A 26,865-nucleotide genomic window follows, 5' to 3' on the forward strand; every position below is an offset into this window, starting at 1 on the left:
TCACACCATTACTTTAACGAACCGAGGACGCAACCAAACGGAGGAAGAGACGCTAAAAGCGCCGATTTCTTGCGGCATAGAAAGTGACGGTTGTGCTTGACGAATAATGGCACTTAAGACAAATCGTCTTTCTGGCTGCTGGCGGTTAAAACAGCAAAAACCGCGGCTTTAGAATAACCTGATAGTGTTTCGTTATTTGCCAGGTCAAAACGCCTGTGCTGTTATTACTGTCCTATATAATAAAACTGTCAGGGTTATAACCATGTCTACAGGGAAAACACTGCTCGCCCTTGCGCTGAGCGCGCTGTTACCAGCCGGTGCCGCATGGGCGGCAAACAACGACACCCTTATTTACTGTTCAGAAGCCTCCCCCGAGTCCTTCAACCCACAAATCGCCAGCTCTGGCCCGTCTTTTGTGGCCAGCTCTCAGGTGCTGTATAACCGCCTGATCAATTTCGACCCGGTGAAAAATACTCCGGTGCCGTCGCTGGCGGAGTCCTGGACAATCTCCCCGGACGGCAAGACCTATACCTTTACCCTGCGTAAAGGGGTGAAGTTCAACAGCAACAAATACTTCAAACCGACGCGCGATTTTAATGCCGATGATGTTATTTTCTCGGTCATGCGCCAGAAAGACCCTAAACACCCGTACCACAACGTGTCGCAGGGCAACTACGAATACTTTAACGATGTGGGTCTCGATAAGCTGATCCAGGACGTTAAAAAGGTCGATGATTACCACGTTCAGTTCACCCTGAGTGAACCCAACGCCGCGTTTCTGGCCGACTGGGGGATGGATTTCGCCTCGATTCTCTCCGCGGAATACGCCGACGCGATGCTGAAAAAAGGCACGCCTGAAAACGTTGACACCTGGCCGATTGGTACCGGGCCTTACGTGCTGCAGCAGTACAAAGTGGATTCGCTGATCCGCTACGTCGCGAACCCGAACTACTGGGAAGGCGAGGTGCCGACGAAGCATCTCATCTTCTCCATTACGCCAAACGTGGAAACCCGCCTGGCGAAGCTGCAGACCAACGAGTGCCAGATCGTTCCTGCGCCATCCCCGGTACAGTTTGACGCCATCAAGAACAACAAAGACCTGACGCTGCACGCCGTCGATGCGCTGAACGTCGGTTATCTGGTGTTTAACACCGAGAAAAAACCGTTTGATAACGTGCTGGTGCGTCAGGCGCTCAACTACGCGACCGACAAGAAGGCCATCGTTAATGCGGTCTTTATGGGATCGGGCACGGTGGCAAAATCGCCGATCCCGCCAAATATGCTGGGCTTCAATAAAGACCTGAAGGACTACAGCTACGATCCTGAAAAAGCGAAAGCCCTGCTGAAGCAGGCGGGTCTGGAGAAGGGCGCGGAAGTCACGCTGTGGTCAATGCCGGTGCAGCGTCCGTATAACCCGAATTCGCGTCGTATCGCGGAGATGCTCCAGAGCGACTGGGCGAAAGTCGGCGTGAAGGCCAAAATTGTCTCCTACGAGTGGGGCGAATATCTCTCCGGAATGCGTAAAGGCGAGCATGACTCCGCGCTGTTTGGCTGGATGTCCGACAACGGCGACCCGGACAACTTTGCCGACGTGCTGCTCGGCTGCAACAGCATTAAAACCGGCTCAAACGCCGCGCGCTGGTGCGATAAGGGGTATGATGCCCTCGTACAAAAAGCGAAGCTGACCAGCAGCCCGGCCGAGCGCGCGAAGCTTTATGGCCAGGCGCAGGAGATTTTCTATCAGCAGGCGCCGTGGATTGCGCTCGCAAACGGGAAAACGTTCTACGCGACCCGCAGCAACGTGAGCGGGTACAGCGTAAGCCTGATGGGCAGCGATTTCTCAAAAGCGAAGCTGAACTAAGCCTTTTTAGCCGGGTGGCGGCTCCGCCTTACCCGGCCTACATTTGGCACCTGTAGGCCCGGTAAGCGTAGCGCCACCGGGCACATAACGAGGAGTGACAATGTCACATTTAAACGAAGTTATCGCCCGCGTCGATGCCGCCATCGAAGAGAGCGTGATTACCCACATGAACGAACTGCTGATTGAATTAAGCGATGATGCGGAGCTGAGCCGTGAAGAGCGCTACACTCAGCAGCAGCGTCTGCGCACCGCGATTTCGCACCACGGTAAGCAGCATAAAGAGGAGATGGACGCGCGTGAGGAACAGCTGACGAAAGGCGGCACCATACTGTAACCATCAAAACTGGCGTCGCGCCACCAGCCAGGCCCCGACCACCAGCATCACCGCGCCGCACACCGGGCCGATCAGGGCGCGCAGCGGGATGCCCTGGCTCCTCAGCACGTCCAGCACCAGCCCGCCAATCAGCTGGCTTGCCACCAGCACGGCGATGGTCGTCGCCGCGCCAACGTTCTGATAGCCGCTGATGCTGGCAAACACAAAAAACGACCCCAGCAGCCCCGGGATAAGCGTCCACCAGCGCACCGTTGCGGCGAGCTCGCTGAACCCGGCGACGCCCTGTTTCAGCAGCAGAATGCTGACAAACAGCACGATGCCGACCAGCGAATTCAGCAGCATCGCGATAAGAATGGTGGAGGAGGACTGGGTGATACGCACCATCAGGGTGTTTTGCACCACCAGGCCAATGCCCGCCGCCACCAGAAACGCCAGCGTCAGTGACTGATTCATGGGATCGCGTCCGGGTCGCTGCGCTCGTCCAGCTGCAGCTGCATAAAGGTTAAGTCCAGCCAGCGGCCAAACTTGGTTCCCACCTGCGGCATTTGTCCGGTCGTCACAAAGCCGAGCGTTTCATGGAGATGAATCGAGGCATGGTTTTGCGCTTCAATCCCGGCCACCATCACGTGTTTACCGATGGCGCGGGCCTCGTTAATCAGCGCCTTCATCAGCGTGCGGCCAATCCCTTTGCCCTGATGGGCCGGGTGGACGTAGACCGAGTGCTCAACCGTATGACGGAAGCCGTCAAAGGCGCGCCAGTCGCCGAAAGAGGCGTAGCCGGTGATTACGCCGTCTTCCTCGCTCACCAGAACCGGGTAGCCCGCAAGCGAGCGCGCCTCAAACCAGGCGATTCGGTTATCGGTATCGACGGTTTTATCGTTCCAGATCGCGGCAGTGTGCAGCACCGCGTGGTTGTAAATCTCGCCTATCGCAGCGCAGTCTTCTTTGCAGGCATGACGAACGATCATGATGAAGCCTCTGTGTGTTGTTCACTATAGTATTACGTTATCGCTACGATATTACACAACTGTATCGCCCGATCGCTACGGCATAAGCCATATTTTTTTGTTATCAAAAGCCCATTGAATTGCCGTTCATACACTATAGTATGACGTCATGAACACCATAACAGACACAATGAATCAACGGATTAGCGCAAGAATTCGCCTTGAACGCGAGTCTCGCGGGTGGTCCCTGAGCGAGCTGGCGGACCGGGCAGGCGTCTCCCGCGCCATGATCCATAAAATCGAGCGCGGGGACAGTAGCCCGACAGCCACCTTGCTTGCCCGCCTGTCGGGCGCGTTTGGCATCAGCATGTCAACGCTGATTGCCCGGGCCGAAATGCAGGAGGGCAAGCTGCTGCGCCTGGCAAATCAGCCCGTCTGGCGCGACCCGCAGACGCACTACCTCCGCCGCCATGTTTCTCCCCGTACCGATCTGCCCATCGACCTTGTTCAGGTGGAACTGCCTGCGGGCAGCGATGTTCCGATGCCGGCCTCTTCTTACGCGCTGGCGCGTCAGCTTATCTGGCTGCAGTCCGGTGAACTGGTGTTTCAGGAGGGCGACACCCGCCACGAGATGCACGCCGGAGACTGTCTGGAGCTGGGGCCGCCTAATGACTGCCGGTTCATCAACGAGACGAATGAAACCTGCATCTATCTGGTTGTACGCCTCAATCAGTCTGGCTCGTAATGCTAATGCGATAACGCCGAACGTGAGCCAGGCTGTAATGACATTTGTACCAGAAGGAGATCCTGATGAATCACTCTGTTTCGCATAACCGCCGCTGGGTGCTGGCCTCTCGTCCACAGGGCGCACCGGTCGCGGAAAATTTTCGTCTGGAAACGCAGCCTGTTCCGGAACCAGGGGCGGGGCAGCTTTTGCTTCGTACCGTCTGGCTGTCGCTGGATCCTTATATGCGGGGTCGCATGAGCGACGCGCCATCCTATTCACCGCCGGTTGAGCTCGGTGCGGTGATGGTGGGGGGAACGGTCAGCCGCGTTGAACAGTCAAACCATCCCGACTACAAAGCCGGTGAATGGGTGCTGGGCTACAGCGGCTGGCAGGAGTATGAACTTTCAGACGGCAGCGGCCTGGTGAAGCTGGGCGAAAATCCGTCTCATCCTTCCTGGTCGCTGGGCGTACTGGGTATGCCGGGCTTTACCGCCTATATGGGGCTGCTGGATATCGGGCAACCGAAAGCGGGTGAAACGCTGGTGGTGGCGGCGGCGACCGGCCCGGTTGGCGCGACGGTTGGACAGATCGGCAAAATCAAAGGTTGCCGGGTGGTCGGCGTCGCCGGTGGCGCAGAGAAATGCCGCCATGCCGTTGAGGTGCTCGGGTTTGACGAGTGTCTGGATCACCACGCCGCGGATTTTGCCGACCAGCTCAAGCAGGCCTGCCCGAACGGCATTGATGTCTACTATGAAAACGTCGGCGGGAAAGTGTTTGACGCCGTGCTGCCCCTGCTCAACACCTCCGCGCGCGTGCCGGTGTGTGGCCTGGTGAGCGGCTACAACGCGACGGGCTTGCCTGACGGGCCAGACCGCCTGCCGCTTCTGATGGCGACCCTTCTCAAGAAACGCATTCGGATGCAGGGCTTTATCATCGGCCAGGACTATGGACATCGCATCCATGAGTTCCAGGAAGAGATGGGGCGCTGGGTGCAGGAGGGAAAAATCCACTATCGCGAACAGGTCACGGACGGGCTGGAAAACGCCCCCGAGGCGCTCATTGGCCTGCTGGAAGGACGAAACTTCGGCAAAGTCGTGATTCGCGTCGCGAGTGACAATAAATAAAGCGCAATATGGCGGGGTTTCCCGCCATATTTATTTGTGAAGATACGATATATTGTCTTTAATTACTGGACATGACTTTTCGCGCCATCATCCCCGATGAGCCCGAAAACGATAAAAAAAATGACGTTTACTTTTTTTGCTGTTTTTTGTACTTCCCACCACCAGGCATGACGATACAGGATATATCGTACCGGCGCCGTTTTATTAAAACTGGCGTTTAAAAATAGCATTAAGTTTTAGCTACAGGAATTCCACATGCTTGATTTGGATCACTTAGAAAAAGCCCAAAGGGTTAGCCTTACCATGCAGGTTGAACACAGTTTGAAAGGGGCGTTAATTACAGGCTCTCTCAAACCAGGAGCACGACTGATTACGAAAGAGATTGCTGATAAATTAGGCACCAGTATTACGCCGGTCCGCGAAGCGCTGTTGCGCCTGGTCTCCTCAGGCGCGCTTCACGCCACGCCCGCACAGGCATTCCTGGTCCCTGAAGTGACGCTGGAGCGTTATAACGAGATTAACGCCATCAGAAAACAGCTTGAGCCAATGGCGGTCGCCGCAGCATGCCAGAAGATGTCAGACGGCAAGCTGGAGGCGTTGCGCAAAATGTCAGAGGCTTTCCATGATGCCATGCGCAATGGAAACGTTCAGCAGGCATTGCATGCGAATCGTATCTTCAGGTTTACGCTTTATCAGTATGCGGAAATGCCTACGCTTAATGCCTTAATTGAACAGCTATGGGTCCGCATCGGGCCCTGCATGAACTACCTGCATCACGAACTTAACGACATCAAAACGGCAACGTATCACTATGACGAGCTTCTTTCGGCCCTTGAGCGGAGAGATGTTGATGCGAGCCAGAAGGCGATTGATAAGTTGATTGATGAAGCAGATTCTCTTTTACAGCGACAATATTTTAACTGAGAGATTATTTATTAGAGCGACTATATACCGCCGCTAATTATTTATCTGGTGAATAACTCCTGATGGCTTAATGCCATCAGGAGGGTTATTTCATTTATAAAATAAACTTTTCTTTTTGCTTACTCGAAGCGATAAGAGACCGACAGCCCGACGCCATAGTTTCGGCCTGGTGCAGGCTCGTAATAACGACCGTTGGACTCGTTGACAATTACCGAGCCCGCGTACTCTTTGTCGAACAGGTTATCGACGCGGCCAAAGACGTCCATTCCCCAGTTGCCGTAGTTAAATTTATACCCGGTATTCAGCCCGACTACCGTATAGGACGGCGCTTTCGCGGTGTTTTCGTCGTCGGCCATGATATCGCTCATGTAACGCACGTCTGTCCCCGCATACCAGCCTTCCTCCGGCTGCCAGCCAAACGAGGCGAAGCCCATGTTGCGCGCAATCCCCGGCATACGGTTACCGTTACAGTCTGCGTCGCTGCAGACGTTAGTCCGGTAGGTGGCATCCAGGTACGTCCAGGCCATCTTCAGCTTCCAGTTCTCCGCGAACTGCTGATCCAGGGAAACTTCGACACCCTGACGACGGGTTTTCCCGGCATTTTTATAGGTTGTACGGCCGCCGGAACTGGAATCCACCACGATCTCGTCATCCGTGTCGGTGCGGAACAGCGCCGCCGTCAGCAGGCCGTTGCCGATGCGGGTTTTGCTGCCCACTTCATACGTATTATTCGTGGACGGCTTCAGGCCAATATTCAGACCGCCCTGGTTATCGGCGCGATAGGAGAGCTCGTTGATGGTTGGCGTTTCAAAGCCACGCCCTGCGGCAGCGTAGAGGTTCCACGCATCCGTCACCGCATACTTCACGGCGCCCGCCGGGAGCCACTTGTGGTAGCTCGCGTCACCGCTGTCATCGCCGTTGCCCGGCGTAACGTAGTGGTCGTTGGAATCAAACCAGACCGAACTGTAGCGGACACCCGCGTCGACAGAGAGTTTCTGCGTCAGCTGCCAGCTCGTTTGCAGATAAGGATCGACGTTCCACATCAGGTTGCGTTCGTCACGACGTTTATCGCCTTTGACGCCGTAGTCCGGCACGCCGTTGCGCATCACGAAGTTCTCGTATCCGCGACGGTCTTCGCTCATGTTTTCGTAGTTCAGACCGGTGGTGAAGGTCACCGGAACCAGCAGCTCGCCGCGGTGTGTCCAGCGGGTATCCACGCCCTGATAGTGGCGCTGCATATCAATCACCCCGCCGGAGTGAGTGGCTTTTAGCTGCGGCTGATACGGAATCGACTGATACTGCGTCATTTCACGCTCGCCGGCGTACATCATCACGCTCAGGTCGTCCTGAGCGCTGAGCTGGCGATCGTAGCGCAGGCCGGCCTGGGTCTGCTTGATGGTCTTACGGGTGTTGTACTGATCGCCGCGCGGCGACTGACGCGGGTTGTCACGCCACTCCTGGTAATTCAGTCCACCCGGATCGTTGGCCTTCATGTCCACGCTGTTGAAAATCAGCGTCAGCTTGCTGGCGTCGTCAATGCGTACACCCAGTTTGGCGTTAGCGAGATTTTTCCGCGCGCCGCTGTGGTCGCGGTAGCCTTTGGTGGTGAAGCGGGTGGTGGAGACGGTGTAATCCACGTCCCCGGCGTGGGTGCCGTCACCCATCGCGCCGGTGGCTTTCATGCCATAGCGCCAGGTCCCGTAACTGCCGTAATAGCTGCTGGCTTCAATGGTTGGCGGCTGCTGCCCGGTTTGGGTGTTGATGTTGATTACGCCGCCAGAGGCGTTGCCGTACAGGGCAGAGAAGGGACCGCGCAGCACTTCAACGCTCTCCACGCTGGAAAGGTCGATGTTGGAGGTCTGACCCTGTCCGTCCGGCATGGTGGCTGGAATACCATCGACGTACATACGGATACCGCGCACCCCGAAGGTTGAGCGGGCGCCAAATCCGCGCATCGAAAGCTGGAGATCCTGGGCGTAGTTTTGACGGTTCTGAATTTGCAGCCCGGGTACGCTACCAAGGGATTCAGACAGGTTAATGCGGGGCGCGGCCTGGCGCATATCGTCGCCATTGACGACGCTGACCGCGGCCGGAGTATCGAGCTCCGATACGGTTTGCGGCGTGGCGCTGACGATCATGGTCTGTTCCTCTGCGCTCACGGCGGTGAGCGGCGCAAAAATAACAGGAACCAGCAGCAGCGGGAGAGAAGCCTTACGGGCAGAAATGATTTTCATGAATAAAACCGGTTGTGGTGTATAAACGAACCAAATGGAACATGTCCATATATGTTAAAGGTTTTGTAAAAGTTTTGAAAACTATAACCGCACATTGCGTTAATGGAAGGCGAAGCGGGAAAGAAAAACTCCACATTTAACCCATTAATGATTACTATTCTCATTATCAAAAGACAATGCCATGACGTTGTCTGCCGGAAGTGATGTCAGCCCAACCCCACTTTTCAGAAAAGGAATTGATATGTCTTTACGTCAACTGTGCTCGCCGCGTCTGAGCCTGTCGCTGCTGTCTGCCACTTTACTGCTTGCCGGGACGTTCCAGGTGCATGCCGCCGAAGAGGTACTGCGTAAAGCGGTGGGCAAAGGGGCGTATGAAATGGCCGTGAGCCAGCAGGAGAATGCGCTGTGGGTGGCCACCTCGCAAAGCCGTAAAACCGACAAGGGCGGGGTTGTCTACCGTCTTGATCCGGTCACGCTGGACGTGACGCAGGCAATCCATAGCGATCTGAAACCCTTTGGTGCCACCTTTGACAAGGCGACTCAGACGCTGTGGTTCGGCAATACGATCAACGGCGCGGTAACCGCGATTGATGCAAAAACGGGTGACGTAAAAGGGCGGCTGGTGCTGGACGGGCGTCAGCGCAGCGAAACCGTCAAACCGCTGCAGCCGCGCCAGCTGGTGGCAGATGACGCGAGCAACACGATTTACATCACCGGTGTCGGTAAAGAGAGCGTGATTTGGGTCGTGGATGGCGCCACGCTGAAGCTGAAAGAAACCATTGCCAATACAGGCACCTACAGCACCGGCCTGGCGCTGGATGCGCAGGCGAAACGTCTGTACACCACGAATGCGGACGGCGAACTGGTGACGATTGATACGGCCAGCAATAAAATTATTGCCCGTAAAAAGGTGCAGGATGACGGGAAAGAGCACTTCTACCTGAACCTGAGCCTCGACACTGCCGGTCAGCGCGCGTTCCTGACCGATTCAAAACAGCCGGAAGTGCTGGTGGTGAGCCTGAAAGACGGTAGCGTGATCGAGAAAATCGCCGCGCCGGCATCCCTGGCGGTCCTGTTTAACCCGACCCGCAATGAAGCCTACGTGACGCACCGTGAAGCCGGCAAGGTGAGCGTGATTGACGCGAAATCGTATAAGGTGACGAAAACCTTCGACACGCCGGTCTACCCGAACAGTCTGGCGCTCTCTGCGGATGGCAAAACCCTGTACGTGACGGTGAAACAGAAATCCACCCGCCAGCAGGAAGCTACCCAGCCTGACGATGTGATGCGTATCGCGCTGTAAGATGGGATTTGCCCGGTGGCGCTGCCGCTTACCGGGCCTACAAAACCATGAAATGTAGGCCGGGTAAGGCGAAGCCGCCACCCGGCTTTTTTATTAACGCGAGGTCTCTTCTACCAGCGGGGCGTCGTGTTTTTCATCGTCAGGATGAACCGGCGCGGTGCTGTGAATTTCATGAACGCGTTTACGCACGCCGAACCAGCCCGCAATCAGCAGCACGGCCAGCAGCGGAATGGTCGCGATGGTGTAGGTGCCGTTCGGGTAGTCGAAGGCCATCAGCACCAGCACGCTGAACAGGAAGAGCAGGGTGAGCCAGGAGGTCACCGGCGCGCCAGGCAGCTTAAAGCTGACGTCAGCGGCTTTTCCTTCTTTAATCGCCTTGCGCAGACGCATCTGGCAGACCACGATAAAGCCCCAGGACGCGATAATCCCCAGTGCCGCCACGTTCAGAACGATTTCGAATACCTGAGACGGCACCAGATAGTTCAGGAACACGCCGAAGACATAGACCACCAGCGTCGCCAGAATACCGGCGTACGGCACGTGCTGCTTGCTCATCTTGGACATGAACTTCGGTGCGGAACCGCCCATCGACATGGAGCGCAGGATACGGCCGGTAGAGTAAAGACCGGAGTTCAGGCTGGAGAGCGCTGCGGTCAGGACCACGATGTTCATGATGCTGCCCACGTACGGCACGCCCAGCTTCGAGAAGAAGGTGACGAATGGACTCTGACCCGCCTGATAGGCGTTCCACGGCAGCAGCAGCACCAGCAGCACCACGGAACCGACGTAGAACAGACCGATACGCCAGATCACGCTGTTGATGGCTTTTGGTACCATCGTCTGCGGATCTTTACATTCACCTGCTGCGGTGCCCACCAGCTCGATGGAGGCGAAGGCGAACACGACGCCCTGAACCAGCACCAGCGCAGGCAGCAGACCGTGCGGGAAGAATCCGCCGTTATCGGTTATCAGGTGGAAGCCGGTGGCATTGCCATCCAGCGGCTTACCGCTGCCGAGGAAGACGGTACCCACGACCAGGAACACCACGATGGCCAGCACTTTAACCAGCGCAAACCAGAACTCCATCTCCGCGAACCACTTCACGCCGATCATGTTCATGGTGCCGACAATCGCCAGGGCGCCAAGCGCAAAGACCCACTGCGGCACATCGCCAAACGCGCCCCAGTAGTGCATATACAGCGCAACGGCGGTGATGTCGACGATACCGGTCATCGCCCAGTTGACGAAGTACATCCAGCCCGCGACGTAAGCGGCTTTTTCACCGAGGAATTCACGGGCGTAAGAGACGAAGCTGCCGCTGGAAGGGCGATGCAGTACCAGCTCGCCCAGCGCGCGGAGAATGAAGAAAGAGAAGATCCCGCACACCAGATAGACCAGGGCGAGAGCCGGGCCAGCCATCTGCAGACGTGCACCCGCACCTAAAAACAGACCCGTTCCGATAGCGCCGCCGATGGCGATCATTTGAACCTGACGGTTGCCCATCGCTTTGTGGTAGCCCTCTTCGTGGGAGTTCAACCAGCGACGTTTAGCAGCGTGATGATCGGCTGCGCTTTTATTGCTTGTTTTCATTGAGTTACCTGTTTGCCTGTCTGAACCATTATCGTGATAGTCCTGCCTGGCAGAGCGCAATACAAACGATTGCTTCTGCGCAAACACATGTCGCCTTCCCAGTCATTCTGCGTATGGATAAGGCGAAACATGGCGAGGCATCCTACCTGCAATTCATAAGCGACGCAAAATATAACCGTGCCGAAAGTGATGCACGTCGAAGGAAATCGTGTGGTCAGAGCAGACGGGGATCACAACACGCTGAAACGTGATGATTTTTTAGTCAAAACAATGGCGGGGTTGATTATTTAATCATCAGATTCTCTTAATTATTACCAGATGGTATAAATTTTTGCTGCTGCAGGGCATCGAGAAGTAACCTGAACGCGGTTGTGTGCTGCCGACGGCTCGGATAATAGAGGTGGTATCCTTCAAACGTGGGGCACCACGATTCAAGGACCCTGATCAGCCGTCCCTGATTCAGAGCGTCCAGAACCGAGGACTCGGGCACGTAGGCTAATCCGAGACCATTCTCCGCGGCGTCGATGCGCTGCGACAGGTTATTGAGCGTAAGCTGTCCGTCAACCCGCACGCGAAGCTCGCGCCCGTCGCGCTCAAATTCCCAGTCATACAATCCCCCTCGGGTGGGCAGGCGGAGATTGATACAGCGGTGTTCACCCAGCTGCTCCGGCACGAGCGGCACGCCAAAACGAGCCAGGTAATCCGGGGAGCCGACGACCGCCATGCGCATGTCCGGCGCAATCCGCACCGCAATCATGTCTTTTGCCACCTGTTCACCCAGGCGAACCCCCGCGTCGAAGCGGCCATCGACGATATCTGTCAGGCCATTGTCGACCGTCACTTCGACGTTAATGTCAGGATATTGCAGCATAAAAGCCTTCAGTACCGGCCAGAGGACGGCGTCCATCGCGTGCTCGCCGGCGACGATGCGGATAGCGCCTGCGGGTTTGTCGCGGCTGCTGCGAAGCGCCGTGAGTTCCTGTTCGATCTCCAGCAGATGCGGGCTGAGGCGCGAAAAAAGCTGCTCACCCGCGGGTGTCGGAACCACGCTGCGGGTTGTGCGGGTTAACAGGCGAACGTCTAATCGTGCTTCAAGCTTGCGCATCGCATGGCTCAGTGCCGATTGCGAGACGCCCAGCTGCGCCGCTGCGCGCGTAAAGCTGCGCTCGCGGGCCACCACCATAAAGGAGAGCAGATCGTTGAAATTATCTTTTAGCATCGCGGTTCTATTTATGAGTTTCAGTCATGTGTCCTATCTGATTATGCACCCTAATGCTGCGGAGTGCTTTGCGCTACTGTTAACGCAACAGTCAACGAGGAGCAAAAGATGAAAATTATCCGCAGCGGTTCATTACCTTCAGTACGAGGACCGGAAGCCTGGTTCACCGGGGATGTTCGCATTGACGCGCCCTTTCAGGCGACCGAACCTGCCAGCGTCGGCGGGGCAACCGTAACCTTTGAGCCGGGCGCGCGCACGGCCTGGCATACGCATCCCCTGGGACAAACGCTGATTGTGACGCAGGGTCGCGGCTGGCTACAGGCGTGGGGCGAAGAGGCGGAAATCCTGAATCAGGGCGATATCGCCTGGATCCCATCCGGCGTGAAGCACTGGCACGGCGCAAGTGCGCAAACGGCGATGACGCATATTGCCATCGCCGAAGCGGTAAACGGCAGCCCGGTAACATGGCTGGAAAAAGTGACCGACGAGCAGTACCCGAACGGCTAACCGCCAAAAACGGCAATTGCCTGCTTCAGGCGCGTCGTCCGCTGCGTCAGGTGATTCGCGGCGTGAGTGACGTTATCCACCATCCCCGTATTGCTCTGGGTCATTGCGCCGATACGGGAGAGGGAGGCGTTGATGAGTGTCAGCGCCTGGGTTTGCTCCTGCGTAGCGTGGCCGATCTCCTTAATCAGGGAGGAGACCCGCAGCACGTTGTCGATCATAACCGTCAGCTGTGATTCGGTTTGTCCCACCTTCTCCACGCCAGCGTTGACGCTGGCAACGTTTTTCTCGATCAGCGCTTTGATCTCTTTCGCCGCCGTCGCGGAGTGCTGCGCAAGATTGCGCACCTCAGCCGCGACCACGGCAAAGCCGCGGCCGGCTTCACCCGCGCGCGCCGCTTCCACGGCGGCATTCAGCGCAAGAATATTGGTCTGGAAGGCAATACGATCGATAACGCTGATAATATCGACGATCTGGCCGTTATCCTGCGAAACGGACTGCATCATACCGATGGTCTCTTTCATCATCGCTTCGCCGCAGTGGGCGCTGTCGCGGGTGCGATCCGCCATCTGAATCGCCTCGTTCGCGGTTTCGGCCGTCTGCTTCACGGCGCTGGCGATCTCTTCCACCGCAGATGCGGTTTGCTGCAAGAAATCTGCGGTTTCTTCAGAACGCGCCTGCAGCGCCGCGCCTTCTTTCGCGACCTGCTGGCTGATGGTGCCAATACCGCTGATTTGCGCCCCGACATCATCAACCAGCGAGTTCAGGTTTAAACCAGACTGATTCACCAGGCGCATCATCAGCCCGATATCATCGATTCTGTCAAAATGGTAATAGTCCGTTTTACGTCCTGAAACCACGCGCTGCATCTGTTGAACAATGGATTTTACCGGCCGGGCGATCTGCGCATGGAGATAACAGGACAGCGCAGAAAAAAGCAGCACCAGAGTGGCGGCCTGAACGAGACGATCGCGGAATAAATACATCGCCAGGCATGAAAGTAATGCCGTCACAGTAATACCAAGCTGAATTCGTTTTCCGGTACTGAGACATTTAAAGAGCGACAAAAAGGAAAATAAACCGCGCCGAACGAACAGTCCTTTATAAAAACGATGATGTTTTAATTCATTATTACGTACTTTTGCATACAGATTTTCACTCGCCGCGATCTCCTCCCGTGAGGGGATATTGCGCACCGAAATATAGCCGGTCAGGGATTCCCCCTGCCAGACCGGCGTCACGTTGGCCCGCACCCAGTAGTGATCGCCATTATGACGACGGTTCTTTACCAGACCTGTCCAGGTCTCACCCTGCTGGAGGGTAAACCACATGTCGCCAAACGCTTCGGCAGGCATGTCGGGATGGCGGATGAGGTTATGCGGCTCCCCCAGAAGATGCTCTTCTTTATATCCGCTGGCTTCTATAAAAGCGGAGTTAGCATAGGTAATATGACTTTTTGTATTGGTGGTGGACATTAACGTCGAACCGGCGTTAAGCAAATACTCGTTTTGTGTAACGGGGGTGTTACGCCTCATGAGTAACTCCATGATGTTGTGCAAGAATAAAAAATCCGGAAAGCGCTCCGGCAAGATAAGTATGATTATTTTAATAACGGCCTGGATATATTCTCGCTGAAATTGAGACTCTCCGAAATACCCGGCATTCATTATTTTTAATCTGTTAATGTTGTCGAATGTAATAAAATTGAAAATATTTTAGTGGGTGTTATTTTGAATCGGCTTAAATAAATGACATAAGCCAAACTGCAAGAGGGAGATCGTCTCTCTGGAAAAATTGTCATGCTGAAATAGCGTTTCGTTAACAGGATGAAAACGCTATCATTTGGTCACATTTTCGTAAATACAGGGAGGCTGATGTGAAAATTAACGTCATCGGTACCAGCGGGAGCGGAAAAAGCACGCTGGCGAAGCAGATTGCGACCGCGCTGTCTATTCCCTGTATCGAGATGGACAGACTCTACTGGCGCTCTGACTGGCAGGGCACGCCGGACGACGAGTTTCAGGCAAAGCTGGCGCAGGCGCTACAGGCTTCGTCAGACTGGGTGCTCGACGGTAACTACAACCGCACGCGACCGCTGAAATGGCGCGATGTCGATGTGGTGGTCTGGGTGGATTATGGGTTTACCCGCACCCTCTGGCAGGCCGTCACCCGAGCAATAAAGCGGGCCTGGCATAAACACGAGCTTTGGCCGGGAACGGGAAACAAAGAGAGTTTCCGACGCGCGTTCTTCAGCAGAGAATCCATTATCATCTGGACGATGAAAACCTGGCGTAACAACCGCACGCGTTATGAAGCCGACCTGCAAAACCCGCAATATAGCCATATTCGCTTCGTCCGCATTACCCGTCGGGAGCAGGTGGAAACGCTGATTGCCTCCTTAAAGTCTTATTCTTAGCAGGGTTTTATATATCTGTTTTCCGGCAAACCAAATGTAAATTAATTGTTTCTCAGTGGTGAAATGCGCCTTTAATAATGTCGACATGTTAAGTCAAACGAGAACGCAACATGTCATGGCGAATCAGCATTCTGGATAAAAGCCCCATCGCTGAAAACGAAACGGCTGCCGATGCACTGGCGCGTACCCTGGCGCTGGCGCAGCAGGCAGAAAATCTGGGCTATCACCGCTTCTGGATTGCCGAACACCACAACACCCCACAGCTTGCCAGCCCTTCGCCGGAGCTGCTGATTGCCTGGATCCTCGGGCAAACCACGCGCATTCGCGTCGGGTCTGGCGGCGTAATGCTTCAGCACTACAGCCCCTATAAAGTCGCCGAGAACTTCAACGTGCTGGCCGCGCTGGCGCCTGGCCGCGTCGATCTCGGCGTCGGGAAAGCCCCCGGTGGATTACCGCTCTCAACCCGCGCGCTGCAGCAGGGCCTGAATCAACAGGAAAAGGGCAGCTTCGCCGAACAATTGGCCCAGCTCGACCGCTGGATCCGTCCTGAGCATCACGCTATTGAAGAGGCCGTCCGCGCCACGCCGCTGCCGCCGTTGCCTGCTGAGGGTTTCCTGCTGGGCGCGAGTACCGAAAGCGCGCTGCTCGCCGCCAGGCTCGACTGGCACTTTGTGTTTGCCGCACACCTGAACGGTGACCCGGACCTGCTGCGCGAGGTGGTATCGACCTGGCGTGAGAACAGCGCGCGGGACGTAATAGTGGCGGTGCAGGCGATTGTCGCGCAGACGCAGGCCGAGGCAGACGCGCTGGCGCAGAAGGTCGAAGTGTGGGGCGTTGAGCTGGCAAACGGGCAGCGTGTCACCGTGGCCAGCGAAGAGCAGGCCTACGCGTTTGCGCGCCAGGCGGGCAGTGAGCCGGTGCGCATTGCACGCCGGGCGCAGTCGCTGCTGGCGGGCACCGCTGAGTCGGTAGTGGAACAGCTCAACGCGCTGCACCAGCAGTGGGGCATTGACGAATTTATCATCGACACGCCGGTGGCGGAGGGGACTACGCGCGTCGCGTCGCTGCGCCTGCTTGCCGGGGCGCGTCTTAACAAGGAGGTCACCGTATGAGTTTTGGCGAACAACTGATTGCCTGGCGCCGCGAACTGCACCAGAACCCGGAGCTGTCCGGCCAGGAGGTCGAAACCACCGCGCGCCTGCGCCAGTGGCTGACGAATGCCGGGATCGCCCCACAGCCTTACGACCTGTCGACCGGGCTGGTGGCGGAAATCGGGACGGGGAGCAGGCTGGTTGCGCTGCGCGCCGACATTGACGCGCTGCCGATCGAGGAGCGCAGCGGCGTACCGTTTAGCTCACAGCATGCCGGGGTGATGCACGCCTGCGGACACGATATCCACACCAGCGTCATCCTCGGCGCCGCGTTAAAGCTGAAAGAGCGGGAGGCCTCGCTTAACGGCCGGGTGCGCATCCTGTTTCAGCCTGCTGAAGAGAACTTTGGCGGTGCGAAGAGCATGGTGCGGGCCGGTGCCCTGCGCGATGTCAGCGCGATTTTCGGTATGCACAACGAGCCTGGCCTGCCGGTTGGTGAGTTCGCCACCCGCGGCGGGCCGTTCTACGCCAACGTCGACCGCTTCGTGATCCGCATTACCGGTAAAGGCGCGCACGCCGCACGTCCGCACGAAGGCAACGACGCCATCGTGCTGGCGAGCCAGCTGGTAACGGCGCTGCAAAGCGTCGCCAGCCGCAACGTCAACACGCTGGATTCGGTGGTGCTGAGCGTGACCCGCATCGCAGGCGGCAACACCTGGAACGTGCTGCCGGAAAGCGTCGAGCTGGAAGGCACGCTGCGTACCCATCGCACGGAAGTGCAGCAGAATGTGAAAGCCCGCGTGGGTGAAATTGCCGCCGGGTTTGCCAGCGCCTTCAGCGCACAGATTGATATCACCTGGTATGCCGGACCTACCGCGCTGGTGAATGACGAGCGCTGGGCTGATTTTGCCACCTCGGTCGCGCGTGAGGCCGGATATGAAACCCGGCACGCGGAACTGCATATGGGCGGGGAGGATTTTGCGGTCTATTTGCAGTCTGTTCCCGGCGCGTTTGTCAGCATTGGCAGCAACAGCCCGTTTGGTTTACATCACCCGGCCTTTAACCCGGATGAAGCACTGATTGAGCCCGCCGCCCGCTATTTTGCACAGCTTGCGGAAAAAGCCCTGCAACACGTTTAATTCAGGAGAGGTAAAGATGTCTGCAACCCGACAACTGCGGCTGGGCACCATTCTGCATGGTGTATCCGGGAATATGTCCGCCTGGCGCCATCCTGCGGCGATTGCCGACGCCAGTATTAATTTCGACTTTGTGAAAGCAACGGCGTTAAAGGCTGAGGAAGGGAAGCTCGATTTTCTCTTCGTGGCCGATGGTCTCTATATCAACGAGAAATCGATCCCCCATTTTCTGAATCGGTTTGAACCGTTAACCGTGCTTTCCGCTCTGGCCAGCATCACCTCGCGCCTGGGGCTGGTGGGAACCTTATCCACCTCCTACAGCGAGCCCTTTACCACGGCGCGCCAGTTCGCCAGCCTCGATCACCTGAGCAACGGCCGGGCGGGCTGGAACGTGGTGACCTCACCGCTGGAGGGGTCGGCGAAGAACTTTTCCCGCGAAAAACACCCCGAGCATGCGCTGCGCTACCGCATTGCCGATGAGTATCTCGACGTGGTGAAAGGGCTGTGGGATTCCTGGGAGGGCGACGCGTTTATCCGCAACAAAGAGAGCGGCCAGTTTTTTGACCCGGCCAAACTGCATACGCTCGATCACCACGGTGACTTCTTCCAGGTCGCCGGTCCGCTGAATATTGGCCGCACGCCGCAGGGTCGCCCGATTGTCTTTCAGGCCGGGGCGTCGGACGACGGGAAAAAGCTGGCGGCGAAACATGCCGACGCCATTTTCACCCACCACGAGACCTTCGACGAGGCTAAAGCCTTTTATCAGGACGTAAAACAGCAGCTGGAAACAAACGGCCGCCGCGCGTCGGATCTCCATATTTTCCAGGGCGTTAGCGTGATTGTGGGGAAAGATGCCGATGACGTGGAACACCAGTACCAGACCACGGCGGCGCTGGTGTCGATTAATGACGCCCTCAATTACCTCGGGCGTTATTTCGAACATCACGACTTCAGCCAGTATCCGCTCGACGAGCCGTTCCCGGATATCGGCGACTTAGGCAAAAACAGCTTCCGCAGCACCACGGATGAAATCAAGCGTAACGCCCGAGAACGCAGCTTAACCCTGCGTCAGGTGGCGCTTGAAGCCGCTTCGCCGCGCCCGCGCTTTTCCGGCACGCCGGAGGAGGTGGCTGACGGCCTTCAGGCCTGGTTTGAAGGTTATGCCGCAGACGGCTTCATCATTCAGGGCGGTACGCCGGACACCTTCCCGCGCTTTGTTGAGCAGGTGGTACCGATTCTTCAGTCTCGCGGCCTGTTCCGTACCGACTACCCGGGCACCACGCTGCGCGAAAGCCTTGGCTTAGACCAACCGAAAAACCAGTACATACAACAATAAAAGAGAACCCCGCTATGCAGAAATCATCGCTTGTTCTGGCGCTCGCGCTGGCCTTTACCCCTGCCGTCTGGGCAGAGAACGTCAATATTAACGGCACCGGTGTAAGCATCGAGGCCAATAAAACGCCGATTAACACCGCGAAAAATAGCGAGGCGGTGGCACAGCTGCCGAAAGACTATCGCTTTGCCGTGCCGGGGAAATTTACCGTGGCGGTGGCGGGACTCAATCAGCCGCCGCTGACGGTCTTCTCCGACGACAACAAAACGCTGCTGGGGAGCGAAGTTGACGTCGCCCGTCTGGTGGCCGACAGCCTTGGGCTGGAGCTGAACGTGGTGCCCACCTCCTGGGAAGACTGGCCGCTGGGCGTCGCGTCCGGGAAATACGATGCCGCCATCAGCAACATCACCGTCACTAAAGAGCGCAAACAGAAGTTTGATTTTGCTACCTATCGTAAGGATTCCCTCGGCTTTTACGTGAAATCCACCAGCCCGATTACGTCGCTGCAGAAGGCGGAAGACATCGCCGGGCTGAAGATTATCGTCGGCTCCGGCACCAACCAGGAGGCCATCCTGCTGGCGTGGAATGCCGAAAACCTGAAGAAGGGACTGAAGCCCTTTACCCCGATCTACACCAAAGACGATGCGGCCCAAACCCTGGCGCTGCAGTCCGGGCGCGCGGATGCCTACTTTGGCCCGAACGTGATTGGCGCCTGGAAAGCGGCGCTGAACGGGAAAACCAAACTGGTGGGCAGCGTCGACGGCGGCTGGCCGAAGGCGGCGCACATTGCGGTGACGCTGAAAAAAGGCAGCGGGCTGGTTGAGCCGGTGCAGACCGCGCTGAACGGCGTCATCAAAAACGGCGATTACGACAAAGTGCTGAACCGCTGGGGTGAAGGGGTTGAACGCATTCCGCAGTCCGAAGTGAACCCGGCGGGCCTGGGCGATTAAGGAGGCGTGATGAGCGAACGATTTCGTGATGTTTCACCGGAAGATGCCGAGCTTCAGCCCATTATCGAGGGGCTGTTCGGTGAATATGCGGCCCGCTACGGGGACTACTTTTCTAAAGACGCGGAAGTGGAGCTCACCGAGTGGTATCTGGCGCCGCAGGGGCTGTTTATCGTCCTGGAGCGCGACGGGAAGATTATCGCCACCGGCGCGTACAAACCGTTCGACGAACGCACCGCGGAAATCAAACGCATCTGGACGGACAAAACCCTGCGTCAGCAGGGGCTTGCCGGGCGCGTGGTGCAGGAGCTGGAGCGCAGGGCGGTGCTGGCAGGGTACAGTCAGATCTACCTGACAACCGGCTTTCGTCAGCCGGAAGCGGTCAGGCTCTATCTTAGCCAGGGCTATCAGCCGCAGTTCGATCTGAACCGCGATCCGGAAGAGTATAGCCAGCCGCCGTTTGACGGTCGGCTGCGTTTCACCAAAACGCTGGTACGTGAAGCGTTTAGTAAAACCGCATGAGGAACGACGATGAGCAACGTTGAAACCATTAAGGTGGTCCCGGCACGTTATCCGCTGCGGGCCGTCGGAGCCGCGGTGTCGCTGTTTGTCCTGGCGGTCGTGATTCAGTCAGTCGCCTTTAACCCGCGCTGGGAGTGGGCGGTGTTCGCCCGCTGGTTCTTCGACCCGGTGATCCTCGAAGGCGTCGGGCAGACCCTGCTGCTGACGCTGATCGGCACCGCGCTGAGCGTGGTGTTTGGCGGCATGCTGGCGCTGGCGAGACTCTCGTCATCCTGGCTGCTGAGCAGCCTGGCGTGGGCGTACATCTGGCTGTTTCGGTCGCTGCCGCTGATCGTGGTGCTGATTATCCTGTACAACTTTTCCTATCTCTACGACACGCTCTCGCTCGGCGTGCCGTTCACCGGCATCACCTGGGGCAGCTTTGAAACCATCAACGTGCTGGGGCAATTTTCTACCGCCGTGGTGGGGCTAACGCTGGTGCAGAGCGCCTATACCGCCGAGATCATTCGCGGTGGTTTCCTCGGGGTCGATCACGGGCAGTATGAGGCCGCCGCCGCGCTCGGCCTGCCGGCCTGGCGCCGCACGGTGCGCATCATTTTGCCTCAGGCGCTGCGCACCATCCTGCCGTCGGGGTTCAATGAAATCATCAGCCTCGCCAAGGGCACGGCGATGGTCTACGTCCTGGCAATGCCGGAGCTGTTTTATACCATCCAGATGATCTACAACCGCACGCAGGAGGTGATCCCGCTGCTGATGGTCGGTGCCGCCTGGTACCTGGCGATCACCACCGTCCTGTCCGCTATCCAGTACGGTGTTGAACGCGCACTTGCCCGCAGCGAACGCCGCTCTGCGGTTAATCAGAACCGTGCCGCCCGTCGTACCCGTTCTGTCACCACCACGCCAGCACAGGAGCCTATCCATGCAAGCCTCTCCTGAAGGACATATCTCAATCACTGGCGTCAGCAAGTATTTTGGTCGCCATAAGGCGCTCGACAACGTGTCGCTTGAGATCCCACCCGGGTCCGTGACGGTCATCCTCGGGCCGTCCGGGTCGGGAAAATCGACGCTGCTGCGCACCATAAACCACCTGGAGCGCGTCGACGAAGGCTTTATTCAGATCGACGGGGACTACATTGGCTACCGTCGCCAGGGCGACAAGCTCTACGAGCTGAAGGAGAAAGAGATCCTCAAACAGCGCGTCAACGTGGGCTATGTGTTTCAGAACTTCAATCTCTTTCCCCATCTCACGGTGCTGGAAAACCTGATTGAGGCGCCCATCGCGCATAAAAAGCTCAGCAAAAAAGAGGCGGTGGAAAGAGCGTACAGCCTGCTGGACGTGGTCGGGCTGCGGGACAAAGCCGATGCCTGGTCCCGCCATCTCTCCGGCGGCCAGCAGCAACGCATTGCGATTGCCCGCGCGCTGGCGTTACGTCCCCGCGTGATGCTGTTTGATGAACCCACCTCGGCGCTGGATCCGGAGCTGGTAGGGGAAGTGCTGGACGTGATCAAAAAACTGGCCCGGTCCGGCACTACGCTGGTGGTGGTCACTCACGAGATCGGCTTTGCCCGGGAAGTGGCGGATCAGGTGGTGTTTATGGTCGACGGAAAAATCGTGGAACAGGGCAGCAGCGACGCGGTATTGAACCGCCCGTCGCACGCGCGAACGCGCCAGTTCCTGTCAAAAGTGCTGTAAGGAGCGCAGATGAAATATGGCCTTCTGGCAGGACTGCTTTTTACGACGGCGAGCCACGCCAGCATCGATCTGAAAGCCAACGAGCAGCCGCTGCCGGTGACGGTGGATCGGCAGGCCGTGGCGAAGATCCCCGCCGGTTATAAATTCGTTGAGCCAGGTACGCTGACGGTCGCCGTCTCGATGCTGAACTCCCCGCCGCTGGCGCTGCTGGCCAGCGATAACCGCACGCGGATCGGCAGCGACCCGGATATTGCCCGCCTGCTGGCGGGCAGCCTGGGGCTGAAGCTAAAGCTGGTGCCGACGGCGTGGGAAGACTGGCCGCTGGGGATCGTTTCCGGGCGCTACGACGTGGCGCTGGTGAACATTGCGGTGACCGAACAGCGTAAAGAGAAGTTTGATTTTGCGACCTACCGCGTCGATTCGCTGGCGTTTTCGGTGAAATCCACCAGCGAGATTCAGTCAATCAAAAGCGCGGAAGATCTGGCCGGGAAAAGGGTGATTGTCGGCTCGGGTACCAATCAGGAGCGCATCCTGCTGGGCTGGAACGAAGAAAATAAAAAGGCGGGGCGGGTGCCTGCGCTGCCGGTCTATCTTCACGACGATGCCTCGGGCAATCTCTATATCCAGTCCGGCAGGGCGGATGTGTTCTTTGGCCCCCAGTCGGTTTCAGCTTACAAAGCGGCGCTCACCGGTAAAACCCGCGTGGTCGGTTTAGGGCCGAAGAAAGCTTATGTCGCCACCACGACCAAAAAAGGCAATCAACTGGTTTATGCCCTGCAGGCCGCGCTGAACGGTGCGATTGAGCGCGGAGAGTACCAGAAGGTGCTGGCGCGCTGGGGCGAGCAGGGCGAAGCGGTGACGCAATCGGAGGTCAACCCGCCTGGGATAACATACTAATGGTGCTCTACACTTAGGATTTCACTCCTGAGGGGGCAACATGATTAAACTTTATGGCGTACCCGGCTGGGGCTCGGCAATCAGTGAGGTGATGCTGACCCTGGCTGATATCCCTTATCAATTTATCAACGTGGACGGGTTTGACCAGCCCGGTCCCCAGCGTGAATTGCTGCACAAGCTCAATCCGCTGTGTCAGGTGCCGACGCTGGAGCTGGAAAATGGCGCCATCATGACCGAAACGGCGGCGATTGCCCTGATGGTGCTCGACCGGTGTCCCGAGCTCGCCCCGCCCGTGGGGCAGGCTGAACGTCAGCCGTTTCAGCGTTTGCTCATCTGGTTCGTAGCCAACGTCTATCCCACGTTTACCTATGCAGACTATCCCGAACGCTGGGTGCCGGATGCGCCGGAACAGCTGCAGAAAAACTGCATCGAATACCGGAAATCCCTCTATTTGTGGTTCGAAAGCCAGCTTAAGGCTGCCCCGTTTGCGCTGGGGGAACGGCTGACGCTGCTGGATGTGTATATTGCGGTGGCGCGCACCTGGGGGCCCCGTCACGCCTGGTTTGCCGAAAATACCCCTAAATTCACGGCGATTGCGGACGCCGTATGCCAGCGACCGGAACTGCACAAGGTGTTAAAGGCAAACAAAATTATCTGATAACGTGGAACCCACATTTCACAACCGGAAGCCTGCACATGCCACACGTAGATATTAAATGTTTTCCCCGTGATTTAAACGACGAACAGAAAGCTGCCCTGGCGGCAGATATTGCTGACGTGATTATTCGCCATTTCAACAGCAAAGACAGTTCCGTGTCGGTGGCGTTGAAGCAGATCGCGCCTGAAGACTGGAAGGCGCAGGTCTGGGATACCGAAATTGGACCGAAGCTGGAGGAGCTTATTAAGAAGCCCGGGTATTCGATGTAAGATCTTCTGCCGGGGAGCGGATAAATCCTTCCCGGCTCGTCTTCCCGTTTTTCGCAAAAATCGATAAAAATGCGTTTTGTCTTATCCGCTACAATTAACGTTTCTGACTGGCATATTATTCATCCTTAGGAAAGATCTCCAACAGAATCAATTAAGGACAGACACGTTAAAGGATAATTTTCTGATGACAAAATTACCCCGTTTTTCATTCGCCTTTCTTCATCCCCGTTACTGGCTAAGCTGGGCCGGCATTGCGGCTCTGTGGCTCATCATGCTGCTCCCTTATCCGCTTCTGTTCAGAATCGGTCATGGCCTGGGTCGACTGGCGATGCGCTTACTGCCTCGCCGCGTTGAGATTGCCCGCCGCAACCTGGAGCTTTGTTTCCCGGAGATGAAAAAGGATGAACGCGAGTCATTGCTGCAGCGTAATTTTGAATCGGTTGGAATGGGGGTAATCGAAACCGGAATGGCATGGTTCTGGCCTGCTTGGCGGGTAAAGAAATGTTTTACCGTGCAGGGTTATGAGCACATGGAAAAGGCGAGGGCGCAGGGAAAAGGCGTGGTGCTGGTAGGGATACATTTTCTGACCCTTGAGCTGGGCGCGCGGATATTTGGCCTGCTTAACCCCGGTATCGGGGTCTATCGTCCTAATAACAATGCTCTGCTGGACTGGCTTCAGACGCGCGGGCGCCTGCGCTCCAACAAAACCATGCTCGATCGCCATGATTTAAAGGGCATGATCCGCGCGCTGAAGCAGAATGAAATTTTGTGGTACGCCCCGGATCACGACTATGGCAAAACCAACAGCGTGTTTGTGCCGTTCTTTGCGGTGCCGGATGCCGCGACGACGGCGGGCAGCTATATGCTGGTCAAAAGCGCTAACCCTGCCGTTATCCCCTTTGTGCCGCGCCGCAGGGCGGATGGCACCGGTTACGAGCTGATTATTCTGGAGGATATCAGCGAGGCGATGCAGGGCGGCGATAAAGAAGCCGTGGCGACGCAGATGAACAGGGCAATTGAGCAGGCCGTACGCATGGCGCCTGAACAATATATGTGGCTGCACCGTCGCTTCAAAACCCGTCCTGAAGGGGTACCTGACCGGTATGCCCGTCTGAAACAGGCGGCAACTCGGGGTGAAAGTCTCACCGCCAGCGATTTTTCTGACCGTTCAGGCATACAGCACTGACACCACAGCGATGCCCTCACCCTGCGGTGAGGGCATGACCGACGCTACAGCGCGGATCGGCGGTACGGTGCATAGTCCGCCTGCCACCAGGTTTTCTCGATACGCGCCATCAGGGTTTCATCATCTAACGCTGGCGCCACGCCTTGTTCAATGGCGGCCCGGGCGACGGCAACGGCAATCTGGCGTGAGACCGTTTCAATCTGATCTACCGGCGGCAGCAATCCTCCTCTTTCCGTGGTCACGAGCGGAGACTGCGCGGCCAGGCTGCGGCTTGCTGCCATCAGCATCTCTTCCGTCACCCGGCGCGCGTTACAGGCCAGCACGCCAAGCCCAAGGCCCGGGAAGATATAGGCGTTGTTACACTGGGCAATCTCATAGTGCGCATTCTCCCAGAATACCGGGGCGAACGGACTGCCGGTGGCCACCAGCGCGGCACCCTGGGTCCAGGCGATTAGGTCCTGCGGCTGGGCCTCCGCCCGTGACGTTGGGTTCGAGAGCGGCATGATAATCGGGCGCGGACAGTGGCGATGCATCTCTTTGACGATCTCTTCGCTGAACAGCCCCGGCTGGCCTGAAACGCCGATCATCACCGTGGGATGCGCGTTCTTCACCACGTCCAGCAGGGAAATATTTTGCGAGTCTACCTGCCAGCGACTAACGGCGTCGCGCGCGGTAAGCAGGTTTTTCTGGAAATCGAGCAGGTTGGTCATATCGTCGGTCAGCAGGCCGAAGCGATCGACCATAAAGATCCGGCTGCGGGCTTCCGACTCGCTCAGGCCGTCATCGACCATCAGCGCCACAATTTTTTCAGCAATCCCGCATCCGGCAGAGCCGCTGCCCAGGAACACCACGCGCTGGTCGCGAATGCGCGTCCCCGCCGCGTGCGCCGCCGCGATCAGCGTACCGGCGGTGACGGCTGCCGTGCCCTGGATATCATCATTGAAGCAGCACAGCTGGTCGCGGTAGCGCTGCAGAAGTCGGGTGGCGTTTTTCTGCGCAAAGTCTTCAAACTGCAGGAGGACGTTGGGCCAGCGCGCCTTAACCGTGCTGATAAACATATCCATAAATTCAGCGTACTGGTCATCGCTGATGCGCGGGTGACGCCAGCCCATGTACATCGGGTCGTCGAGGTGTTGCTGATTATTGGTGCCGACATCCAGCATAATCGGCAGGGTGGAGGCCGGATGGATCCCTCCGCAGGCGGTATACAGCGACAGCTTGCCAATCGGTATGCCCATACCGCCGATACCCTGGTCGCCGAGGCCTAAAATGCGTTCTCCGTCCGTTACCACAATCACCCGAACGTCGTTGCGCGAGAAACTTTGCAGCATCTCATCAATGCGGTGGCGGTTAGGCCATGAAATAAACAAGCCGCGCGCGCGGCGATAAATCGTGGAGAAATGCTCGCAGGCTTCACCCACCGTCGGGGTATAGATAATCGGTAACGTCTCTTTCAGATGCGAACGCAAGAGGTTGTAAAAGAGGGTTTCATTGGTGTCCTGAATATTGCGCAAATAAACATGGCGGGAAATATCGCTTTTAAAATGGCAGAACTGCACCCAGGCACGCTCCGTTTGCTCCTCAATGGTTTCAACGTTATGCGGCAATAATCCATGCAGATTAAAATTATCCCGTTCTTCCTTAATAAAGGCGAGGCCTTTATTTAATAACGGGTTTTCCAGCAGTACGGCGCCATTATAAGGCGTGTACAGAACGTCTTTACGAGACATGGTTAACTCCTGAATATTTAAACGAAACAGAAATAAGACGAGCAGAAACAGTGACTTTAAGGATGATAAAGACACGGAGTTTTCTGTGTTTTGTTGGGGAGCTAATTTAGCGCTTAGCTAACGTAGCAGGAGTGATAAGGGTCACATTATTTCTGGTTTTATTAATTTCAAAAGAATTGCATTGAATGTCATGAATAACTTTAGTTACATAATAATGAAT

24 protein-coding genes and 1 pseudogene are annotated in these 26,865 nt (G+C 56.9%); 18 read left to right on the forward strand and 7 right to left on the reverse strand.

The genetic code is table 11. The features are described 5' to 3' along the window. Positions 1-262: 262 nt before the first annotated feature. Positions 263-1,861 (forward strand): ABC transporter substrate-binding protein, encoded by a 1,599-nt coding sequence (locus N6P30_RS00690; protein WP_023292295.1) that lies wholly within the window; start codon positions 263-265, stop codon positions 1,859-1,861. A 100-nt stretch (positions 1,862-1,961) separates the two neighbouring features. Further along, the gene (locus N6P30_RS00695; protein ID WP_023292296.1) at positions 1,962-2,195 is read left to right on the forward strand and encodes a YdcY family protein; all 234 of its coding nucleotides are present in this window, start codon (positions 1,962-1,964) and stop codon (positions 2,193-2,195) included. A gap of 3 nt (positions 2,196-2,198) precedes the next feature. Here the strand turns inward: N6P30_RS00695 and N6P30_RS00700 are convergent, their stop codons facing one another. After that, a complete protein-coding gene (locus tag N6P30_RS00700) occupies positions 2,199-2,648 on the reverse strand; it encodes a DMT family transporter (protein ID WP_023292297.1) in 450 nt (149 codons plus the stop codon). After that, complete coding sequence (locus tag N6P30_RS00705) at positions 2,645-3,163, reverse strand: GNAT family N-acetyltransferase (protein WP_023292298.1); 519 nt, start codon at positions 3,161-3,163, stop codon at positions 2,645-2,647. The genes N6P30_RS00700 and N6P30_RS00705 overlap by 4 nt, the downstream gene beginning before the upstream one ends. A 148-nt stretch (positions 3,164-3,311) precedes the next feature. Between N6P30_RS00705 and N6P30_RS00710 the strand changes: the two genes are divergently transcribed. From N6P30_RS00710 to N6P30_RS00720, 3 genes are all read left to right on the forward strand, one after another. Further along, positions 3,312-3,887: a helix-turn-helix domain-containing protein gene (locus tag N6P30_RS00710; protein WP_008501301.1), complete on the forward strand. Its 576-nt coding sequence runs from the start codon at positions 3,312-3,314 to the stop codon at positions 3,885-3,887. A gap of 65 nt (positions 3,888-3,952) precedes the next feature. Continuing rightward, positions 3,953-4,993 (forward strand): NADP-dependent oxidoreductase, encoded by a 1,041-nt coding sequence (locus tag N6P30_RS00715; RefSeq protein WP_021240240.1) that lies wholly within the window; start codon positions 3,953-3,955, stop codon positions 4,991-4,993. 255 nt (positions 4,994-5,248) lie between these two features. Continuing rightward, a complete protein-coding gene (locus tag N6P30_RS00720) occupies positions 5,249-5,917 on the forward strand; it encodes a GntR family transcriptional regulator (protein WP_023292300.1) in 669 nt (222 codons plus the stop codon). Positions 5,918-6,036: 119 nt separating this feature from the next. Here the strand turns inward: N6P30_RS00720 and pqqU are convergent, their stop codons facing one another. Further along, positions 6,037-8,151, reverse strand: coding sequence for a TonB-dependent receptor PqqU (pqqU, locus tag N6P30_RS00725; protein WP_023292301.1), 2,115 nt, complete (start codon positions 8,149-8,151; stop codon positions 6,037-6,039). 241 nt (positions 8,152-8,392) lie between these two features. Here pqqU and N6P30_RS00730 point away from each other — a divergent pair, with 241 nt between their 5' ends. Then, positions 8,393-9,454, forward strand: a complete 1,062-nt coding sequence (locus tag N6P30_RS00730; RefSeq protein ID WP_023292302.1) for a YncE family protein — start codon at positions 8,393-8,395, stop codon at positions 9,452-9,454. A 93-nt stretch (positions 9,455-9,547) separates the two neighbouring features. On the opposite strand, the gene ansP is transcribed toward N6P30_RS00730, so the two are convergent. Together ansP and N6P30_RS00740 are read right to left on the reverse strand one after the other, a co-directional pair. Next, positions 9,548-11,044, reverse strand: coding sequence for an L-asparagine permease (gene ansP / locus N6P30_RS00735; protein ID WP_008501774.1), 1,497 nt, complete (start codon positions 11,042-11,044; stop codon positions 9,548-9,550). A gap of 304 nt (positions 11,045-11,348) precedes the next feature. Next, a complete protein-coding gene (locus N6P30_RS00740) occupies positions 11,349-12,263 on the reverse strand; it encodes a LysR family transcriptional regulator (RefSeq protein WP_023292303.1) in 915 nt (304 codons plus the stop codon). Between the two features lie 108 nt (positions 12,264-12,371). On the opposite strand from N6P30_RS00740, the gene N6P30_RS00745 reads away from it, so the two are divergent. Continuing rightward, positions 12,372-12,770, forward strand: coding sequence for a cupin domain-containing protein (locus N6P30_RS00745; RefSeq protein WP_023292304.1), 399 nt, complete (start codon positions 12,372-12,374; stop codon positions 12,768-12,770). Here N6P30_RS00745 and N6P30_RS00750 read toward each other — a convergent pair. Continuing rightward, on the reverse strand, positions 12,767-14,302 hold the full coding sequence (locus tag N6P30_RS00750; protein ID WP_023292305.1) for a methyl-accepting chemotaxis protein: 1,536 nt from the start codon (positions 14,300-14,302) through the stop codon (positions 12,767-12,769). The genes N6P30_RS00745 and N6P30_RS00750 overlap by 4 nt on opposite strands. A gap of 341 nt (positions 14,303-14,643) precedes the next feature. Between N6P30_RS00750 and N6P30_RS00755 the strand changes: the two genes are divergently transcribed. The 11 genes and pseudogenes from N6P30_RS00755 (at position 14,644) to N6P30_RS00805 (ending at position 24,915) form a co-directional block, all read left to right on the forward strand. Next, positions 14,644-15,183, forward strand: a complete 540-nt coding sequence (locus N6P30_RS00755; RefSeq protein ID WP_058673360.1) for an AAA family ATPase — start codon at positions 14,644-14,646, stop codon at positions 15,181-15,183. Between the two features lie 110 nt (positions 15,184-15,293). Continuing rightward, on the forward strand, positions 15,294-16,295 hold the full coding sequence (locus N6P30_RS00760; RefSeq protein WP_023292307.1) for an LLM class flavin-dependent oxidoreductase: 1,002 nt from the start codon (positions 15,294-15,296) through the stop codon (positions 16,293-16,295). After that, positions 16,292-17,413: an amidohydrolase gene (locus N6P30_RS00765; protein ID WP_021240231.1), complete on the forward strand. Its 1,122-nt coding sequence runs from the start codon at positions 16,292-16,294 to the stop codon at positions 17,411-17,413. The genes N6P30_RS00760 and N6P30_RS00765 overlap by 4 nt, the downstream gene beginning before the upstream one ends. Before the next feature lie 16 nt (positions 17,414-17,429). Then, a pseudogene (locus N6P30_RS00770) lies at positions 17,430-19,693 on the forward strand (NtaA/DmoA family FMN-dependent monooxygenase). 9 nt (positions 19,694-19,702) lie between these two features. Beyond that, a complete protein-coding gene (locus tag N6P30_RS00775) occupies positions 19,703-20,212 on the forward strand; it encodes a GNAT family N-acetyltransferase (protein WP_008501765.1) in 510 nt (169 codons plus the stop codon). A 9-nt stretch (positions 20,213-20,221) separates the two neighbouring features. Beyond that, positions 20,222-21,148 (forward strand): amino acid ABC transporter permease, encoded by a 927-nt coding sequence (locus N6P30_RS00780; protein WP_023292310.1) that lies wholly within the window; start codon positions 20,222-20,224, stop codon positions 21,146-21,148. Next, a complete protein-coding gene (locus tag N6P30_RS00785) occupies positions 21,132-21,905 on the forward strand; it encodes an amino acid ABC transporter ATP-binding protein (protein ID WP_023292311.1) in 774 nt (257 codons plus the stop codon). The genes N6P30_RS00780 and N6P30_RS00785 overlap by 17 nt, the downstream gene beginning before the upstream one ends. Positions 21,906-21,914: 9 nt before the next feature. Beyond that, a complete protein-coding gene (locus N6P30_RS00790) occupies positions 21,915-22,802 on the forward strand; it encodes a transporter substrate-binding domain-containing protein (protein WP_058673361.1) in 888 nt (295 codons plus the stop codon). Positions 22,803-22,842: 40 nt separating this feature from the next. Continuing rightward, positions 22,843-23,460: a glutathione S-transferase family protein gene (locus N6P30_RS00795; protein WP_023292313.1), complete on the forward strand. Its 618-nt coding sequence runs from the start codon at positions 22,843-22,845 to the stop codon at positions 23,458-23,460. A 38-nt stretch (positions 23,461-23,498) separates the two neighbouring features. After that, on the forward strand, positions 23,499-23,729 hold the full coding sequence (gene pptA, locus N6P30_RS00800) for a tautomerase PptA (protein ID WP_008501760.1): 231 nt from the start codon (positions 23,499-23,501) through the stop codon (positions 23,727-23,729). Between the two features lie 184 nt (positions 23,730-23,913). After that, entirely contained in the window at positions 23,914-24,915 is a 1,002-nt protein-coding gene (locus tag N6P30_RS00805; RefSeq protein WP_023292314.1) for a Kdo(2)-lipid IV(A) acyltransferase, read from the forward strand. A 44-nt stretch (positions 24,916-24,959) separates the two neighbouring features. On the opposite strand, the gene N6P30_RS00810 is transcribed toward N6P30_RS00805, so the two are convergent. Then, positions 24,960-26,645: an NAD-dependent malic enzyme gene (locus N6P30_RS00810; RefSeq protein ID WP_023292315.1), complete on the reverse strand. Its 1,686-nt coding sequence runs from the start codon at positions 26,643-26,645 to the stop codon at positions 24,960-24,962. Positions 26,646-26,865: the final 220 nt, after the last annotated feature.

Origin of the sequence: Enterobacter sp. PL1 (assembly GCF_945957325.1) — a bacterium.
Lineage (GTDB): Bacteria > Pseudomonadota > Gammaproteobacteria > Enterobacterales > Enterobacteriaceae > Enterobacter > Enterobacter roggenkampii.